The organism is Aureimonas sp. Leaf454 (genome assembly GCF_001424685.1).
Taxonomy (GTDB): Bacteria; Pseudomonadota; Alphaproteobacteria; order Rhizobiales; family Rhizobiaceae; genus Plantimonas.
Genome location: NZ_LMQT01000023.1, coordinates 53,477 through 68,570 on the forward strand (window position 1 = coordinate 53,477; position 15,094 = coordinate 68,570).

Here is a 15,094-nt window from a genome sequence, read left to right on the forward strand (position 1 = left end):
GACGCGGGTCAGCGCTTCAGGACGAACACGCCCTGCTGGCCGAAGAGATTCCAGAAGGCCCAGGGCATCTGCATGCCCATCTTCTGCCCCGTGGCGTTGATCGCGGCCGCGGTCTCGATGGTGGCGCCGATCTCGTGCGAGAGCTCGACGAAGTCGCGCATCGTGCAGAAGTGGATGTTCGGCGTCTCGTACCAGGCATAGGAGATGTTGCGCGTCACCGGCATGCGGCCCTTGAAGCCGAGGGCGAGGCGGATCGACCAGTGGCCGAAATTGGGGAAGGAGACGATGGCGCGCCGGCCGATGCGCAGGAGTTCGCCCAACACGATCTTCGGGTTGCGCGTCGCCTGGATCGTCTGCGACAGGATCACGTAGTCGAAGGCGCCGTCCGGATAGTGGACGAGGTCACGATCCGCGTCGCCCTGGATCACCGACAGGCCCCGCGCGACGCATTCGTTGACGCCGACCTGCGAGAGTTCGATGCCGCGCCCGTCGACGCGGCGGCGCTGTTCCAGGAGTTGAAGCAGAGATCCGTCGCCGCAGCCGACATCGAGCACCCGGCTGCCGGGCTCGACGAGATCGGCGATGACCTGGAGATCGATGCGCTGCGCGGCGTCGGCCGAGGCAACGCTCGCGGTCGTCGGCACGGGCTCGGTTTGAATCGCCATCGCCTCAGAGCCTCCGCAAGCGCGCCGCCGAAGCGATGAAGCCGTTCATGGCGCCGAAGAATTCCGGCTCTTCCAGGAGGAAGGCGTCGTGGCCCCGGTCGGTCTCGATCTCGACGAAGGACACGGAGGCCGCCGCCGCATTGAGAGCATGGACGACCGCCCGGTTCTCCTCGGTCGGGAAGAGCCAGTCGGAGGAGAAGGACACGAGGCAGAAGCGCGTCTGGGTGTTTCGGAACGCCTCCGCCAATCGGCCGCCATAGCCGTCCGCAATGTCGAAATAGTCCATCGCGCGGGTCATGTAGAGATAGGAATTGGCGTCGAACCGGTCGACGAAGGTCATGCCCTGGTGGCGCAGATAGCTCTCGATCTGGAAGTCGGCGTCGAAGCCGAAGCCGAGCGACTGGCGATCCTGGAGGTTGCGGCCGAACTTACGCTGGAGCGCGGCTTCCGAGAGATAGGTGACGTGCGCGGCCATGCGGGCCACGGCGAGGCCCTTGTGCGGCCGCGTGCCCTCCACGATGTAGCGCCCGCCCCGCCAGTCCGGATCGGCCATGACGGCCTGTCGCCCGACCTCGTGGAAAGCGATGTTCTGGGAGGAATGGCGTGCGCCGGTCGCGATCGGAAGGGCCGCGAAGACGCGGTCCGGATAGCTCACCGCCCATTGCAGGACCTGCATGCCGCCCATCGAACCGCCGATGACGGCGAAAAGCGTGTCGATGCCGAGGCGGTCGATGAGCATGGCCTGAGCCCGCACCATGTCGCCGATGGTGAGAACCGGCAGGTCGAGGCCGTAGGGCTCGCCGGTCGCGGGATCGATCGAGGCCGGCCCGGTCGAGCCCATGCAGCCGCCGATGACGTTGGAGCAGACGACGAAGAAGCGGTTGGTGTCGATCGGCTTGCCCGGCCCGATCAGCGAGGACCACCAACCGGGCTTGCCCGTCACCGGGTTGGTGCTCGCGCAATACTGGTCGCCGGTCAGGGCGTGGCAGACGTAGATGGCGTTGGACCGGTCGGCGTTCAGCGTGCCGGCCGTGGTGTAGGCGATCTGGAAGGGCGAGAGCTCGCGGCCGGCGTCGAGGCGCAGCGGCTCGTCCGGGCCGAAGCGCGCGACGAGGCTCGACGGCTGGCGCGCCTCGCGCGTCGCGGCATCCTCGATCTCGTCTCTCGTGATGGCGGCGCTGATGGTCATGATCGTCTTTGGATGAGAAGGCGGCGGATGAGGGATGGCATGCCGGGTGGCGGCAACGCGGCCGTCCGTCCGCCGATGTCGGCTTTTCTATGCGATTTTCCAGACGCAATCACCACACGCCTCGAAACGATGCAAGGTTTGCGCCCGGCTCCATCGGCTTTGCAAGTCGCACGCGGCCCCGCTAGAACGCCCCCGAAGAAGAGCAAAAGGTGCTGGAATGACGGCTGCGACGCTTGGTGATCCTTCGAGGCTTGCGGAACTGCGCGCCAAGATCGATGCCATCGACGAGTCCGTGCATCGGCTCCTGATGCAGCGCGCGACCGTGATCGACGAACTGATCGAGGTGAAGGGCACGGCCCGGAGCGGCGCCGCCTTCCGGCCGGGGCGCGAGGCCGACATGATGCGGCGGCTGGCGGCCCGCCATGCGGGCCATCTTCCGCTCACCGCCGTCGAGCATCTCTGGCGCGAGATCATCTCCACCTTCACCGCCCTCCAGGCGCCGTTCGAGGTCGCGGTCTCGCGCGGCGGCGGATGGACGGAAGCCGTCGACGCCGCGCGCTTCACCTTCGGCTTCTCGGTTCCGCTGAGCGTTCTCGACACGGCGGACGCCGTCGTCGCCTGGATGGAAGAGGGCGGCGACGACCGGCTCGGCATCGTCCTACTCGGCGAGAGCGCCGGCGCCTGGTGGCGCCAGCTCGGCAAGACGCAGGTCGTCGCCCGCCTTCCCTTCCTCCAGGCGAGCCGACGGGAGGCGGCCTTCCCCGCGCTCGTCCTCGCCCCGCCGCTGGCCGATCCCGTTCCCTTCGAGGTCTCCTGCCTCGCGCTCGACGGTCCCGCCGACCGGATCGCCGCCGCGCTGGAGGGACTTCGGTCCGAGACCATCACGGAGCTTTGCGAAGGCGCTCGATGCTCCCGCCTCGTCGCGGTCGAAAGCGCCGCCGCACTTCTCGATCGCGCCGGGCCGGCCGGGCTCGACATCCGCTCGGTCGGCGGCTATGCGGCACCCCTCAGCACGGGCGCCTGAAGCGCCTGAGGCAGCACGGGCGCCTGAGGGGTTCGAGGCGCGATCTTTCCAACCTCCCCGAGGATGACAGAGCGATGGTCAGCCAAGCCGCACGACCGGTTCCCAAGAAGGGCGTCCTCGACATCGAGGCCTATGTTCCCGGCAAGAGCCAGGCGCCGGCCGGCGTGAAGCTCCACAAGCTGTCCTCCAACGAGACCCCGCTCGGCCCCTCCCCCCGTGCGCGCGAGGCGATGATCGCGGCGGCCTCCGATCTCGAACTCTATCCGGACGGGCAGGCGAGCACGCTCAAGGCCGCCATCGCGGAGACGCAGGGCCTGAACGCGGCGAACATCCTCTGCGGCAACGGATCGGACGAGTTGCTCGGCCTTCTCTGCGCGGCCTATCTCAGCGCCGGCGACGAGGCGATCCACACCGAGCACGGCTTTCTCGTCTACGACATCTACATCCGCGCGAACGGGGCGACCCCGGTCGTGGCGCCGGAGACGGATCGCCGCGCCGATGTCGACGCGATCCTGTCGCGCGTGACGGAGAAGACGAAGCTCGTCTTCCTCGCCAATCCCAACAACCCGACCGGGACCTATCTCTCCTACGACGAGGTGCGGCGGCTGCATCGCGGGCTGCCGTCCCACGTCATCCTCGTTCTCGACGCCGCCTATGCGGAATATGTCGCGCGGAACGATTACGGGGCGGGCGTCGAACTCGTCTCGGCCAACGCGAACGTCGTGATGACGCGGACCTTCTCGAAGATCCACGGCCTCGCCGCGCTGCGGATCGGCTGGATGTACGCACCCGAACCGATCGTCGACGCGCTGAACCGCATCCGCGGACCCTTCAACATCAACGCGCCGGCCATCGCGGCCGGTGCGGCGGCGATCCGCGACCGCAACCATGTCGAGAGCGCGGCCCGTCACAACGCCGAGTGGCTCGCCTTCCTCACGGCGGAGCTGTCCGCGCTCGGGCTCGACGTCACGCCGAGCGTCGGCAACTTCCTGCTCGTGCATTTTCCCGACGAGCCCGGTCGCACCGCCGCCGAGGCCGACGCGTTCCTCACCAACCGCGGCTACATCCTCCGGCGCGTCACGTCCTACGGCTTCCCGAACGCGCTGCGGCTGACGGTCGGATCGGAAGCGGCCTGCCGGGGCGTCGTCGCTGTGCTCGCCGAGTTTCTCGGCACGAAAGCCCCGGCATGAGCGATCCTCTCTTCAAAAAGGTCGCGCTGATCGGCATCGGCCTCATCGGCTCGTCGATCGCGATCAATCTTCGCGACCGAAAGCTGGCCGATCATGTCGCGATCGCGACGCGCAGCCTCGCGACGCTCGCACGGGCCGAGGCGCTCGGCCTCGGCGACAGCTTCCATGCCGACGCGGCCGAAGCCGTGCGGGACGCGGACCTCGTGATCCTGTCGGTGCCGGTCGGCGCCTGCGGCGAGATCGCCAAAGCCATCGCGCCCGCGCTGAAGGCCGGCGCGATCGTGTCGGACGTCGGCTCGGTCAAGGCCTCCGTCGTCGAGGCCATGCGCCCTCACCTCCCCTCCAGCGTTCACTTCGTGCCGGCCCATCCGATCGCGGGCACCGAGCAGTCCGGCCCCGACGCCGGTTTCCTCGAACTCTTCGAGAACCGCTGGACCATCCTGACGCCGATCGAGGGCACCGATCCGGAGGCGACGGCCCGGCTCGGCCGCCTCTGGGAGGCGACGGGGGCGCGCGTCGAGACGATGACGGCCGAGCATCACGACCTCGTCCTCGCCATCGTCAGCCATGTGCCGCATCTCATCGCCTACAACATCGTCGGCACGGCCGCCGATCTCGAGACCGTCACGCGGTCCGAGGTGATCAAGTTCTCGGCCTCCGGCTTTCGCGACTTCACGCGCATCGCGGCCTCCGACCCGACCATGTGGCGCGACATCTTCCTCAACAATCGCGAGGCCGTGCTGGAAATGCTCGCGCGCTTCTCGGAGGATCTCGCCTCGCTGCAGCGCGCGATCCGCTGGGGCGACGGCGACGCGCTGTTCGATCTCTTCACGCGCACGCGGGCCATCCGCCGTTCGATCGTGGAAGCGGGTCAGGACACCGAGGAGGCCAATTTCGGTCGCCAGAAGGTGCGCAAGGACCCTTGGAACGAGACGCATCCGGAGGGCTGACCGGCCTTCCGTCACGATCGATCGACCGGGATCGACACAAGGAAGGGCTCAGCGCAGCGGCGGGATCGTGCCGAGCGGAACGAAGCCGAGCGTCGCCTGACCGTCGCGGACGGTGACGTCGATCAGCGTGCGCCCACCTTCGGTCCGGCCTGCGAAACCGACGGCGGAGGCGACCGTGCCGGCGGTTCCCGCCAAGGCGGGGTTCAGCCGGCCGACCAGAGCAGCGATCGCGCCGGGATCGGTCAGCGCGATCTCGAAGCTGCCGGACAGTCGCCGATCCGCCGAAACCTGGAACGGGCCCGAGATTTCGGCACTCGCCGGAGCCGCCACCGCGTTCGACGCGCCGCCCGTGCCGCCGGGAGGAGCCAGCGCGATCTTCAGCGAGCGGATGGTGCCGGTTCTCCCGGCAAGCGCCTCGCCGAGCGTCGCGCCCGCCTGTCCGGTCAACCAGCCGGCGGCGCCCTCGACGCTCGCGTCGGCCGAGACGTCGAAGGTCGGCAAGCCCGCCAGGGCCGGCTCCAGCATGACGATCCCTCGATCGGAAACCGCGATGTCGAGCGCGTCGCCGCGGCGTCTGACATGGGCTTCCAGGCGATCGGAGCGCGCCAGCGGCCGCCGGCCGGCGGCAGGCTCGGCCAGCGCGATCTCGGGCGCTTCGACGAGCAGCGACAGGCGATCGAGACCGGTCGTCCAGACATGGGCGCTCGCCTGCGCGAGGCGCCAGCGCAGGTCGAGCGGCGGCGCCTCGGCCGTATCGACGACGAGCGGTCCGTCGAGTTCGGCGACGAAGCGGGTGGGGTCATAGATCTGCCCGGCCGTGCGAAGCGCGCCCGCCGTCAGCGTGGTTCCGGCAGCCCCAGCGTCGACGCCGGTGGCGTCGCAGCGCACTCCCAGCCGGAACGGGTAGCCGAAGACATCCTGGTTGTCGCAGGAGACGAGGACGCCGCTCTGCGCGGACCGCGTCAGCCATTGGCTCGTCGCGGTCTCGAGCCGTTGCGCCAGAACGAACCAGGCCGCGGAGAGCGCGGCGAAGAGGAGGACCGCGACGATCGCGATCCAGAGGAAGGCGCGGCGCGTGCGGCGATGTTCGTTGAGAGTTGACGCGGGCATTCTCATTCCCTTTCTGTGCGCCGGCTCACCTCCGCCACCCGGTTCGGCAAGGCGGGGTTGCGAAGGACCGGCGGACCGACATGAACGATCTCTGGGTGTTTGGCTACGCGTCGCTGATCTGGCGGCCCGGCTTCGACTACGAGGAGCGGGCGAAGGCCCGGCTTGGCGGCTATCGACGCGCCTTGTGCATCCATTCCTATGTCCATCGCGGCACGCCGGAACGCCCCGGGCTCGTCTTCGGTCTCGACCGGGGCGGGTCCTGCGTCGGCATGGCGTTTCGCATCGCCGGAGAGAAAGGCGAGGACGTGACCGCCTATCTTCGCGAACGCGAGCTCGTGACCAACGTCTACCGCGAGCTTCGGCTCCCGGTGCGGCTCGCGGACGGACGCCGCGTCGAGGCCTTGACCTACGTGGTGGATCGCGGACATTCGCAATATGCGGGAAGCCTCGACGTCGAGACGGCGGCGGCGATCGTGCGGCGATCGCATGGGCAGTCCGGCGCCAATATCGATTACGTCCGCTCCTGCTACCAGGAAATCGCCGCGCTCGGCCTCAGGGACGGGTGGCTGGAACAGCTGGTGCACCGGCTGCCCGGCCGCGGCTGATCAGGTCTCCGGCGCGAGCCGGGCGGCGACGGCGGGCGTCATCGGCGGGGCGTCGGGATCGCGATAGGCCTGCCGGAGGAGCTCGACCGAGCTTTCCTCGATGCCGATCTTGAGACGCTCGACGAACTCCGCCCGCTCGAGGCCCGGCTCGATCGCCGGCTGGAAGGCGACCCGGACGGTGCCCGGCCGATAGGGCCCGGACTTCTTCGGCCAGTAGAGGCCGGAATTCAGCCCGGCGGGCACGACGGGCAGGCCGAGCTGGGCGTAGAGGAAGAAGGCGCCGTGCTTGTACTCGGCCTTTTCGCCGGGCTGCGTGCGGGTGCCCTCGGGAAAGATCACAATGTGACGTCCCTCCTCGGCCGCCCGCTTGGCGCCGACGAGCATGGAGGACAGGCTGGCGCCCCGGCGCGACCGGTCGACGGGGATCATGCCGAGACGCCGTGCGTACCAGCCGAAGAGCGGGATGCTCATCAGCTCCTTCTTGAGGATGAAGGCCGGCCGCTTCAGTTCGGGAACGAGGGCGAGCGTCTCCCAATAGGATTGATGCTTCGGCGTGATGATCGCCGGCCCGCGCGGCAGATGCTCCTTGCCGGTGAACTCCGCGCGCGTGCCGACGACGACGCGCAGCAGCCGGAGGCTGAGGCGCGCCCAGGCGCGCGTGATCTTCCAGGCGAAATCGACCGAGGAGACGGCGAAGATCGGCAGGAAGACGATCAGGTAGAGGGCCATGAAGCTGTAGAAGAGGACGCCGAAGGCCAGGGATCGAAGGGTCGTCATGGGGCGGCAGGGATCCGGATCAGAGCGCAGGGACGAAGCGCGACCGCCGGACCCTTGCACCATGACGCGGCCGGACGAAAGACCGCCGAGGCCACAACGCCGCGAGCCGGACGCGACCGCGATCCGTTCCAGCGGATCGAGCGGCCCATCCCGAGCGGCGGAACTCACCGTCTCAGGATGGCTTGCCCCAGGCCTCCACATGCGCGGTGACGGAGGTCTCCGGCGCGTCCCGCATCACGAAGAGGCGCACTCGCGCAGCCAGGAATTTGGCATATTCGGTGAGGAGCACCTTCATGCCGAAGCCGCTCGGCACCGCGCCCTCGCTCCACAGGTCCGCCCGCGCCACCGGATAGGGCCGTATGACGGGCACATGGGCGAAACGGTCGAAGGTCATGAGCGTGCGCGGCATGTGATAGTCGGAGGTGACGAGGATCAGTTCGTCGAAGCCCCGCTGCTGTGCCCAGCGATCGGTCATCTCGGCGTTGCCGATCGTGTTCAGCGCGGCGTAGTCGAGATCGACGCAGCAATCGAAGAGGGCGCGATCGGTGCCGGTCAGCCGCGATAGCGCCTCGATCCCGGTGTCGGGTCCGACACCGCTGATCAGAAGGCGCTCGGCGCGTCCCTCCTTCAGGAGGCCGATCGCCTGATCGAGGCGCAGGGCTCCGCCGGTGAGCACGACGATTCCGTCGGCCCGCTCAATGCGCGATGGCGTCGTGAGACCGGCGACCTCCTGCGTGAACCGCAGGAAACCGCCGAAGAGATAACCGCCGCCGACGACGAGAGCGAGGACGAGGGCCAGGATCGCCCGGCGGCCCCGTCGATGCGGGCGCCCCGCTTCCCGCATCTCCACCGTCCGCCCGTCGCGGGCGCGCTCGGCTGAGGAGGGGAATGCGGGGGTCATCGTCATCGGTGCTTCGGCTCGCTTGGCTCTTCAGGATCGTGCGAATGTCTTAACGATATCGTCTACATCTCAACGGGCGAAATCATGTCGATCGCGGACAGCTGGTTCAACACGGTCCAGCGCGAGGTCAACGCCGTCAGGGCGCCGACCGTTGCAACCACGAGGACGACGCCCGCATAGCCGGTCCAGCCGATGGCGAAGGATCCGAACAAGGCGCTGATCTGGTCGGCCTCGGGCGTCGCCTGGTTGGAGCGCGTCCACCAGCCCATGGCGACGAAGACGGACAAGGCCGCCAGGCCGCCGGCCGCAGCGCCGAGGAGGCCGAGCTTCAGGAAATGCCCCTGGAACTCGCCTGCGATGAAGCTCGAGCGCGCCCCGACGAAATGCAGCACCTCGATGATCTGCCGGTTGCCGGACATGGCGCCGCGCGTGGCGAAGATCACGGTGAGGACCGTCGCGATCATCACGAGAGCGAGGATCGCCGCTCCGACGAGGACCGTCGCATTCGCCATCGAGACGAGGCGGGAGACCCAGGCACGGTGATCGTCGAGACTGGCCTGCGGGACCGCGGCGACGATGGTCTCGCGCAGCGCGGCGAAATCGGGAGGATGGGTCTCGTCGATCGAGACGAGGATGAGCCGCGGCACGGGAAGCTCGTCGAGATCGAGGCCTTCGCCGAGCCAGGGTTCGAGAAGGCGACCCGTCGCGGCGTCGTCCATGACGTCGGCCGCGGTGACGCCCGGCGTGCCGAGCGCGATGTCGCGGGTGCGGGCGAGCGCCGCGGCCATGTCGAGCCCCTCGTCGGGCCGGACCTGCACCGTCACCTCGCGCGAGATCTGGCTCTCCCAGATCGACGCGGTGTCGGCGACGAGCGTCACCGCGCCGAAGGTCAGGCTGGCGAGGAAGGTCATGATCGCGATGACGGTCATCAGCGCGCGGCCGGCGACGTTGCCGGGCGGCACGATGGGCGTCAGGCGGCTTTGCGCCTGGCGGCGGACGAGGCGCTGCGGCATGTGCCGCGATCCGAAATCGCGAAGGGCCTCAATCATAGATCTCGAGCCTCCCGTCCGAGAGGATCAGGCGGCGCGCTTCCACCTGATCCATCAGCGACAGATCGTGGGTCGCGATGATCACGGCCGTGCCGGTTCGGTTCAGTTCCATGAAGAGGCGCAGGAGCCGGCGGGCGAGCGGCGAGTCGACGTTGCCGGTCGGCTCGTCCGCGAGAAGGATGTCCGGCTGGTCGATCAGCGCGCGGGCGATCGCCGCGCGCTGCTTCTCGCCGCCGGACAGGACGACGGGCAGCGCGTTCATGCGCTCGCCCAGACCCACCCACTTGATGAGATCGACGACGTCCTGGCGATAGCTCGCCTCCTCCTTGCCCCGCACCCGCAAGGGAAGCGAAACGTTCTCGTAGGTCGTCATGTGGTCGAGCAGGCGGAAATCCTGGAAGACGACGCCGATCCGCCGCCGGATCGACGGCAGATCCGCGCGCTTCAGGGTCGAGACGTCCTGGCCGAGCACGGTGATGACGCCGCGCGTCGGTTTCAACGCCAGAAAGAGCATGCGCAGGAGGCTTGTCTTTCCCGCGCCGGACGGACCGGTCAGAAACTGGAAGGACTGCTTGCGGATCTCGAAGGTGAGATCGCGCAGAACCTCCGGCCCCATGTCGTAGCGAAGGCCGACATTCTCGAAACGAATCAACTGGAGCCTCGCACCTCTCACCCAACGTCCGGACGACGGGGACCGCACCGCCCCCTTCCAAACCGCCGAGTGTGGTCATTTCACGCCGCAGGCGAAGCAGCGGAACCGACGCCTGCCGCTTTCACCCTTCGTTAACCATAAAACCTTACCCATTCCTGAACGCCAGAAGCCGAAGGGATGAGTCCGATGTCCTTGCATGCATCCGGAAGGCAGAAGCGGCCCGCGCGTCCGGCTCCCGTGATCGACGGCGAGGCGATCCTCGTCTCCCGGCGGCCCCTGTCCGACCCGTTCCCGGCCAAGGCCGCCGCGGCGCAGCCTGCCTCCGCGATCCCGAACCCTCGCACTTCCAACCGCCCCGAGGCAACCGCCGACGGAACGCTCTCCTTCGGGCGCCGGGCGGCCAACCGCCGGCCGCCGGCACCCGATCTCGTGTTCCCGGGCGAGCGCACGCCCGTCGGATCGACGCCGATGCCAGCCCCGCGCCGCGGCCTTTCCGTCTTCTCGGCCGTGGCGGATTTCAGCGTGCGGACACGCGACCGGCGCGCGGCCGGCCTTGCGGGCGCGCTTGCCCTCCTCGTCCTCCCCCTGATGGTCCTGTCCGCGCCCATCGGCCCTGCGGTGGCGACGCCGGGAGGCGATTCCCTCGTCCTCGACGAGCTCGTGACCTCGATCTCCCCGCGCGGCGCAGGCGCCGTGCTCACGGTTTCCGGCCGCATCCGCAACATGTCGGAGGACATCGCGGCGGTTCCGCCGCTGCGCATCGCTCTCGCCGAGCCCAGCGGAGGGGTTCGGTCCAAGTCTCTCGTGACCGGTGTCGCCACCCTGCGCGCCGGACACGGCGTGCGCTTCCATTCGTCCGTCGCCGTTGCTAAGGAAACCCGAGGCAAGATCGAGGTGAACCTCATCGCCACGGGCTCCACGGGAAAGACGCGTTTCGAATGATCACAGTCCGCGGCCGCCGCATCGAAACGCTCTTCGGAGAGGCGGAGATCGCCGGCGAGATCGACCGTCTCGCCCGGGAGATCGCGGCGACGACGACCGACGATCTTCTCGTCGTTGCCGTTCTCAAGGGCTCCTTCGTCTTCGCGGCCGATCTGATCCGCGCCCTGCACCGGGCCGGGGTCGCACCCGAGGTCGAATTCATCTCGCTGTCGAGCTACGGCGCGGGCACGGAGGGCGGCGAGGTCCGGGTCCTGCGCGATGTCGAGACGGACGTCGCCGGTCGAACGGTCCTGATGATCGACGACATCCTGGAATCCGGCCGCACCATCCGATATGCCCGTGATCTCATGCGTTCGCGCGGTGCGCTTCGCGTCGAGATCGCGGTCCTTCTCGACAAGCACATGCGCCGCAAGGCCGACATCGAGGCCGACTATGTCGGATTTGCCTGTCCCGACCGCTTCGTCGTCGGATATGGCATGGATGTCGGCCACGCCTTTCGCGAGCTTCCCTTCGTCGGGGAGGTGGTGGAGGCGAGCTGACGTTCACCGCGTCCCCCGGCAGGACGGTTTCCTTCCTATCGAAGGAAGCATGAGGCTGGGGCTTTTCATCAGTTTCGCGCAAGCTCGCCTGACTAGGAATGGGAATTCCGGTGCTTCGGGTGAACCCTTGCGGCGCTTCGACGAGAGGGCGACACCCATGGCCAGGATCCTGATCGCGGAGGACGACGACGGCGTCCGTCTTCTCGTGGCGCGGGCCTTGCGACTGGACGGCCACGAGATCGTGGTCGCCGAGGATGGCGAGATCGCCTTGGAGCGGCTCGTCGCCGATCCCGACTTCGACCTGCTCCTCTCCGACATCCGCATGCCCGCGATGACCGGCATCGAACTCGCCTATGCCACCGCCAAGCGCTGGCCGGACCTCACCATTCTCCTGATGACCGGCTATGCCGAGCAGAAGGAAGCGGCCGAGGACCTGATGCGCATCATCGTCGGCGTCGTCGACAAGCCGTTCACCCTGGCCGAAATCCGGCAGCGCGTGCGGGAGGTGCTGCGCGAGACACAGACCAGCGTCGAAGACACGCCGGCGCTGCGTTACGGCTGAGCGTCGATCCCGTCCTCGCAGCGCAGTCCGTCGACACGCAGGAACTCGCCGAGATTGTTGGTGACGAGCGTCAAGCCTCGGCTTCGCGCGTGACCCGCAATCAAGAGATCGTACGCATCGATTGAACGCCCCCTATGCTCCAGTTCGGCTCTGATGACCGCAGCGTGGTCGGCAGCGTCATCTCCGAACAGGAGAACAGCGATCTTCGAAGCCAAAACGCTGATTTCGCGTCAATTGCATGCGTTTCCTGCCGACTTTTCAGCGCCCAGCAGCCATTCGTAGAGAACGATCATCGAGATGCTGAATGTCTCAGCCTCGCGTTCGAAGCGAGACCGCAGCCCTTTCGGACGATCGCGCAAAAGACGAATGCAGAGGTTCGTATCCAGCATCGCGAGAAGCATCAGAGAGCTTCACGAGTCTGCGGCGGAAGGTCGTCAGGCTCCTCGATCTCGATCCCCGGCGCATCGAAGACTGCGGCCGAGCCGGCTCGCTTCTGTTCGCCTCAGATCGGAACCAGGTCGTTCGCGAAGCTCCGATCGGCCGCCAATCTCTCGAGGACGATCCGGATGGCGTCGGAGACGGTCAGACCACGCTCGGCCAAAACGGCCGTCGCCTCGTCGCGGACCGTCTCGTCGACCTCTGCGCTGACGGTGCTCATCAGGCCCATGGCGTCCTCCGGTCCCGGTCGGTCCGGAGCGAGCATGGCGCTCCGGCCGCCGCCGGGTAAACGATCAGCTCGCCGTTCCCCCACCGAGACCGACCAGCCCGTCGATCAGCTTCAGCGCGTCCGGGCTCGCCCATTCGGCGGGTCCGCTGAGAATGCCGCGGGCGCAACCGGCGGGGTCGACGAGGAGGGTGACGGGAAGGCCGAGGGCCAGTCCCCTCGCCTTGAGGTCGGTGAAGACGCCCATCGTCTCGTCGCGGTAGAACGGCAGATGCGAGAGGCCGGTCTCGGCGTAGAAGGCCTTGGGCTTTTCCGGCGCGCCGAGATCGACGTTGATCGGCACGACCGCGAAGGCCTCGTCGCCGCGTTCGCGCTCCAGCGCGTCGAGCGCCGGCATTTCGGCCCGGCAGGGCACGCACCAGGTCGCCCAGAGATTGACGAGCAGCGTCTTGCCCGCGAGATCGCCGATGCGGACGGGCTTCTCGTCGCCGTCCTTGAAGGCGATGGCGCTCGCGTCAAAGGGCTCGTCCAACGCCTTCACGCCCGCCACCTCGCCTCGCGCGCCGTCGTCGAGCGCCTTGGCGATGCCGTCGTCCAGCGGGCATGCGTTCGCGCTCAAGGCTTCGTTGCCAGAGCGCGCCTCCATCACGTATAGGACGCCGGCACCCGACAGCGCGCCGAGACAGAGCGCTGCGAGGCCGATCCCCAGGAGACCCCGGCGCCGCTTCGGCGGCTCGGACGACGGCGGGATCGGGCTTTCAACGGACATCAGCGACGAACCTCTTCGTGGATTTCATGAACGATACGAGCGACAGGTCTGCCAGCGGCAACGAGATGTGGGGCGGCCGCTTCTCGAAGAAGCCCGACGCGATCATGCAGGAGATCAACGCGTCGATCGATTTCGACAAGCGCCTCTATGCCGAAGATATCGCCGGATCGAAAGCGCATGCCCGCATGCTGGGGGATCGCGGCATCATCGGGGCGGCCGATGCCGAGGCGATTCTGAAAGGGCTGGACGACGTGCGGGCCGAGATCGAGGCCGGCGACTTCGCCTTCTCGCGGGAGCGCGAGGACATCCACATGAATGTCGAGGCCCGCCTCGCCGAACTGATCGGGCCCGCCGCCGGTCGGCTTCACACGGCGCGCTCGCGCAACGATCAGGTCGCCGTCGATTTTCGCCTTCACGTGAAGCGTGCGCTGCTCGATGCGGCCGACGCCTTCGACCGGCTGATCGAGGCCCTGCTCGACCGGGCAAACGAGCATGCCGAAACCGTGATGCCGGGCTTCACCCATCTCCAGGTCGCCCAGCCCGTGACCTTCGGCCATCACTGCCTCGCCTATGTCGAAATGGCGGCCCGCGACCGCTCGCGCTGCCTCGACGCCGTGACGCGCATGGACGAATGCCCGCTCGGCGCGGCGGCGCTGGCGGGAACCGGCTTCCCGATCGACCGGCACCAGACGGCGTCGGCGCTCGGATTTCGCGAGCCGACGCGCAACTCGATCGATTCGGTTTCGGACCGCGACTTCGCGCTCGACTTTCTGTCGATGGCCTCGATCGCCGCCGTGCACCTGTCGCGGATGGCCGAGGAGATCGTGATCTGGTCGACGCCGCAATTCGGCTTCGCGCGCCTCTCTGACGCCTTCTCGACCGGCTCCTCGATCATGCCGCAGAAGCGCAATCCGGACGCGGCCGAACTCGTGCGCGCCAAGACCGGCCGCATCAACGGCTCCCTCATCTCGCTCCTCACCGTGATGAAGGGCCTGCCGCTCGCCTATTCCAAGGACATGCAGGAGGACAAGGAGCAGGTCTTTGACGCGATCGACAGCCTCGCGCTCGCGCTCGCAGCCTCGACCGGCATGGTCCGCGACATGACCATCGACGTCGCGGCGATGCGCCGCGCCGCCGGCCACGGCTTTTCCACCGCGACCGATCTCGCGGACTGGCTGGTGCGCGAGGCAGGCCTTCCCTTCCGCGAGGCCCATCACGTCACCGGGCGCGCCGTCGCCATGGCGGAGGCGCGCCAGATCGGGCTCGAAGCCTTGTCCCTCGACGATCTGAAGACGCTGCATCCCGCGATCGACGATCGCGTCTTCGAGGTTCTGGGCGTCGACGCTTCGGTTCGCAGCCGCACGAGTTTCGGTGGAACAGCACCGGACAACGTGCGCCGCGAGATCGCCGCTTGGCGGGAGCGGCTCGCCGCGATGCGACAGATGCTTTCGCGGGCGGAACCGGCTATCACGGGAGCCGAACGATGATGCCGGAAGGGACGAGACG

Annotated in this window: 17 protein-coding genes and 1 pseudogene; 8 read left to right on the forward strand and 10 right to left on the reverse strand. The window is 68.1% G+C overall.

The features are described from left to right. Positions 1–8: 8 nt before the first annotated feature. Together metW and ASG43_RS17955 are read right to left on the reverse strand one after the other, a co-directional pair. Positions 9–665, reverse strand: coding sequence for a methionine biosynthesis protein MetW (gene metW / locus ASG43_RS17950; protein ID WP_056508017.1), 657 nt, complete (start codon positions 663–665; stop codon positions 9–11). Positions 666–669: 4 nt separating this feature from the next. Further along, positions 670–1,854 carry a homoserine O-acetyltransferase gene (locus ASG43_RS17955; RefSeq protein ID WP_056508019.1) on the reverse strand — a complete coding sequence of 395 codons (1,185 nt, stop codon included), beginning with the start codon at positions 1,852–1,854 and terminating at the stop codon, positions 670–672. Between the two features lie 217 nt (positions 1,855–2,071). On the opposite strand from ASG43_RS17955, the gene pheA reads away from it, so the two are divergent. The 3 genes from pheA to ASG43_RS17970 all read left to right on the forward strand — a co-directional run bounded on the left by pheA (position 2,072) and on the right by ASG43_RS17970 (position 5,018). Next, positions 2,072–2,878, forward strand: coding sequence for a chorismate mutase (gene pheA, locus ASG43_RS17960; RefSeq protein ID WP_056508021.1), 807 nt, complete (start codon positions 2,072–2,074; stop codon positions 2,876–2,878). 74 nt (positions 2,879–2,952) lie between these two features. Next, positions 2,953–4,068, forward strand: coding sequence for a histidinol-phosphate transaminase (hisC, locus tag ASG43_RS17965; protein ID WP_056508023.1), 1,116 nt, complete (start codon positions 2,953–2,955; stop codon positions 4,066–4,068). Continuing rightward, positions 4,065–5,018, forward strand: coding sequence for a prephenate/arogenate dehydrogenase family protein (locus ASG43_RS17970; RefSeq protein ID WP_056508025.1), 954 nt, complete (start codon positions 4,065–4,067; stop codon positions 5,016–5,018). The genes hisC and ASG43_RS17970 overlap by 4 nt, the downstream gene beginning before the upstream one ends. A 48-nt stretch (positions 5,019–5,066) precedes the next feature. On the opposite strand, the gene ASG43_RS17975 is transcribed toward ASG43_RS17970, so the two are convergent. Then, positions 5,067–6,128: a DUF2125 domain-containing protein gene (locus ASG43_RS17975; RefSeq protein WP_056508027.1), complete on the reverse strand. Its 1,062-nt coding sequence runs from the start codon at positions 6,126–6,128 to the stop codon at positions 5,067–5,069. Positions 6,129–6,208: 80 nt separating this feature from the next. Here ASG43_RS17975 and ASG43_RS17980 point away from each other — a divergent pair, with 80 nt between their 5' ends. Continuing rightward, positions 6,209–6,733 (forward strand): gamma-glutamylcyclotransferase, encoded by a 525-nt coding sequence (locus tag ASG43_RS17980; protein WP_056508028.1) that lies wholly within the window; start codon positions 6,209–6,211, stop codon positions 6,731–6,733. Here the strand turns inward: ASG43_RS17980 and ASG43_RS17985 are convergent, their stop codons facing one another. The 4 genes from ASG43_RS17985 to ftsE all read right to left on the reverse strand — a co-directional run bounded on the left by ASG43_RS17985 (position 6,734) and on the right by ftsE (position 10,112). Continuing rightward, positions 6,734–7,510: a lysophospholipid acyltransferase family protein gene (locus ASG43_RS17985; protein ID WP_056508029.1), complete on the reverse strand. Its 777-nt coding sequence runs from the start codon at positions 7,508–7,510 to the stop codon at positions 6,734–6,736. A gap of 172 nt (positions 7,511–7,682) precedes the next feature. Further along, complete coding sequence (locus tag ASG43_RS17990) at positions 7,683–8,417, reverse strand: YdcF family protein (RefSeq protein WP_056508031.1); 735 nt, start codon at positions 8,415–8,417, stop codon at positions 7,683–7,685. Between the two features lie 56 nt (positions 8,418–8,473). Next, on the reverse strand, positions 8,474–9,460 hold the full coding sequence (locus ASG43_RS17995) for an ABC transporter permease (protein ID WP_056508033.1): 987 nt from the start codon (positions 9,458–9,460) through the stop codon (positions 8,474–8,476). Continuing rightward, positions 9,453–10,112: a cell division ATP-binding protein FtsE gene (ftsE, locus tag ASG43_RS18000; RefSeq protein ID WP_056508035.1), complete on the reverse strand. Its 660-nt coding sequence runs from the start codon at positions 10,110–10,112 to the stop codon at positions 9,453–9,455. Before ftsE ends, ASG43_RS17995 begins: the two co-directional genes overlap by 8 nt. Before the next feature lie 186 nt (positions 10,113–10,298). Between ftsE and ASG43_RS18005 the strand changes: the two genes are divergently transcribed. The 3 genes from ASG43_RS18005 (at position 10,299) to ASG43_RS18015 (ending at position 12,155) form a co-directional block, all read left to right on the forward strand. After that, complete coding sequence (locus tag ASG43_RS18005; RefSeq protein WP_056508037.1) at positions 10,299–11,054, forward strand: hypothetical protein; 756 nt, start codon at positions 10,299–10,301, stop codon at positions 11,052–11,054. Further along, entirely contained in the window at positions 11,051–11,593 is a 543-nt protein-coding gene (hpt, locus tag ASG43_RS18010; protein ID WP_056508039.1) for a hypoxanthine phosphoribosyltransferase, read from the forward strand. The genes ASG43_RS18005 and hpt overlap by 4 nt, the downstream gene beginning before the upstream one ends. A gap of 157 nt (positions 11,594–11,750) precedes the next feature. Then, positions 11,751–12,155 carry a response regulator gene (locus ASG43_RS18015; protein ID WP_056508040.1) on the forward strand — a complete coding sequence of 135 codons (405 nt, stop codon included), beginning with the start codon at positions 11,751–11,753 and terminating at the stop codon, positions 12,153–12,155. On the opposite strand, the pseudogene ASG43_RS23805 reads toward ASG43_RS18015, so the two are convergent. The 3 genes and pseudogenes from ASG43_RS23805 to ASG43_RS18030 form a co-directional block, all read right to left on the reverse strand. Beyond that, positions 12,146–12,556 (reverse strand): annotated as a pseudogene (locus ASG43_RS23805) (PIN domain-containing protein). The gene ASG43_RS18015 and the pseudogene ASG43_RS23805 sit on opposite strands and share 10 nt — an antisense overlap. A 101-nt stretch (positions 12,557–12,657) precedes the next feature. Next, on the reverse strand, positions 12,658–12,813 hold the full coding sequence (locus tag ASG43_RS18025) for a type II toxin-antitoxin system RelB/DinJ family antitoxin (protein WP_244488155.1): 156 nt from the start codon (positions 12,811–12,813) through the stop codon (positions 12,658–12,660). Between the two features lie 73 nt (positions 12,814–12,886). Next, a complete protein-coding gene (locus ASG43_RS18030) occupies positions 12,887–13,588 on the reverse strand; it encodes a TlpA disulfide reductase family protein (protein ID WP_056508045.1) in 702 nt (233 codons plus the stop codon). A gap of 26 nt (positions 13,589–13,614) precedes the next feature. Between ASG43_RS18030 and argH the strand changes: the two genes are divergently transcribed. Next, positions 13,615–15,075 carry an argininosuccinate lyase gene (gene argH, locus ASG43_RS18035; protein ID WP_056508390.1) on the forward strand — a complete coding sequence of 487 codons (1,461 nt, stop codon included), beginning with the start codon at positions 13,615–13,617 and terminating at the stop codon, positions 15,073–15,075. The last annotated feature ends 19 nt before the right edge of the window (positions 15,076–15,094 follow it).

Excerpts from the sequence above, each read along its gene's own strand:
- metW (WP_056508017.1), bottom strand. The coding sequence starts at position 665 with ATGGCGATTCAAACCGAGCCCGTGCCGACGACCGCGAGCGTTGCCTCG.
- ASG43_RS17955 (WP_056508019.1), bottom strand. The coding sequence starts at position 1,854 with ATGACCATCAGCGCCGCCATCACGAGAGACGAGATCGAGGATGCCGCG.
- pheA (WP_056508021.1), top strand. The coding sequence starts at position 2,072 with ATGACGGCTGCGACGCTTGGTGATCCTTCGAGGCTTGCGGAACTGCGC.
- hisC (WP_056508023.1), top strand. The coding sequence starts at position 2,953 with ATGGTCAGCCAAGCCGCACGACCGGTTCCCAAGAAGGGCGTCCTCGAC.
- ASG43_RS17970 (WP_056508025.1), top strand. The coding sequence starts at position 4,065 with ATGAGCGATCCTCTCTTCAAAAAGGTCGCGCTGATCGGCATCGGCCTC.
- ASG43_RS17975 (WP_056508027.1), bottom strand. The coding sequence starts at position 6,128 with ATGCCCGCGTCAACTCTCAACGAACATCGCCGCACGCGCCGCGCCTTC.
- ASG43_RS17980 (WP_056508028.1), top strand. The coding sequence starts at position 6,209 with ATGAACGATCTCTGGGTGTTTGGCTACGCGTCGCTGATCTGGCGGCCC.
- ASG43_RS17985 (WP_056508029.1), bottom strand. The coding sequence starts at position 7,510 with ATGACGACCCTTCGATCCCTGGCCTTCGGCGTCCTCTTCTACAGCTTC.
- ASG43_RS17990 (WP_056508031.1), bottom strand. The coding sequence starts at position 8,417 with ATGACGATGACCCCCGCATTCCCCTCCTCAGCCGAGCGCGCCCGCGAC.
- ASG43_RS17995 (WP_056508033.1), bottom strand. The coding sequence starts at position 9,460 with ATGATTGAGGCCCTTCGCGATTTCGGATCGCGGCACATGCCGCAGCGC.
- ASG43_RS18005 (WP_056508037.1), top strand. The coding sequence starts at position 10,299 with ATGTCCTTGCATGCATCCGGAAGGCAGAAGCGGCCCGCGCGTCCGGCT.
- hpt (WP_056508039.1), top strand. The coding sequence starts at position 11,051 with ATGATCACAGTCCGCGGCCGCCGCATCGAAACGCTCTTCGGAGAGGCG.
- ASG43_RS18015 (WP_056508040.1), top strand. The coding sequence starts at position 11,751 with ATGGCCAGGATCCTGATCGCGGAGGACGACGACGGCGTCCGTCTTCTC.
- ASG43_RS18025 (WP_244488155.1), bottom strand. The coding sequence starts at position 12,813 with ATGAGCACCGTCAGCGCAGAGGTCGACGAGACGGTCCGCGACGAGGCG.
- ASG43_RS18030 (WP_056508045.1), bottom strand. The coding sequence starts at position 13,588 with ATGTCCGTTGAAAGCCCGATCCCGCCGTCGTCCGAGCCGCCGAAGCGG.
- argH (WP_056508390.1), top strand. The coding sequence starts at position 13,615 with ATGAACGATACGAGCGACAGGTCTGCCAGCGGCAACGAGATGTGGGGC.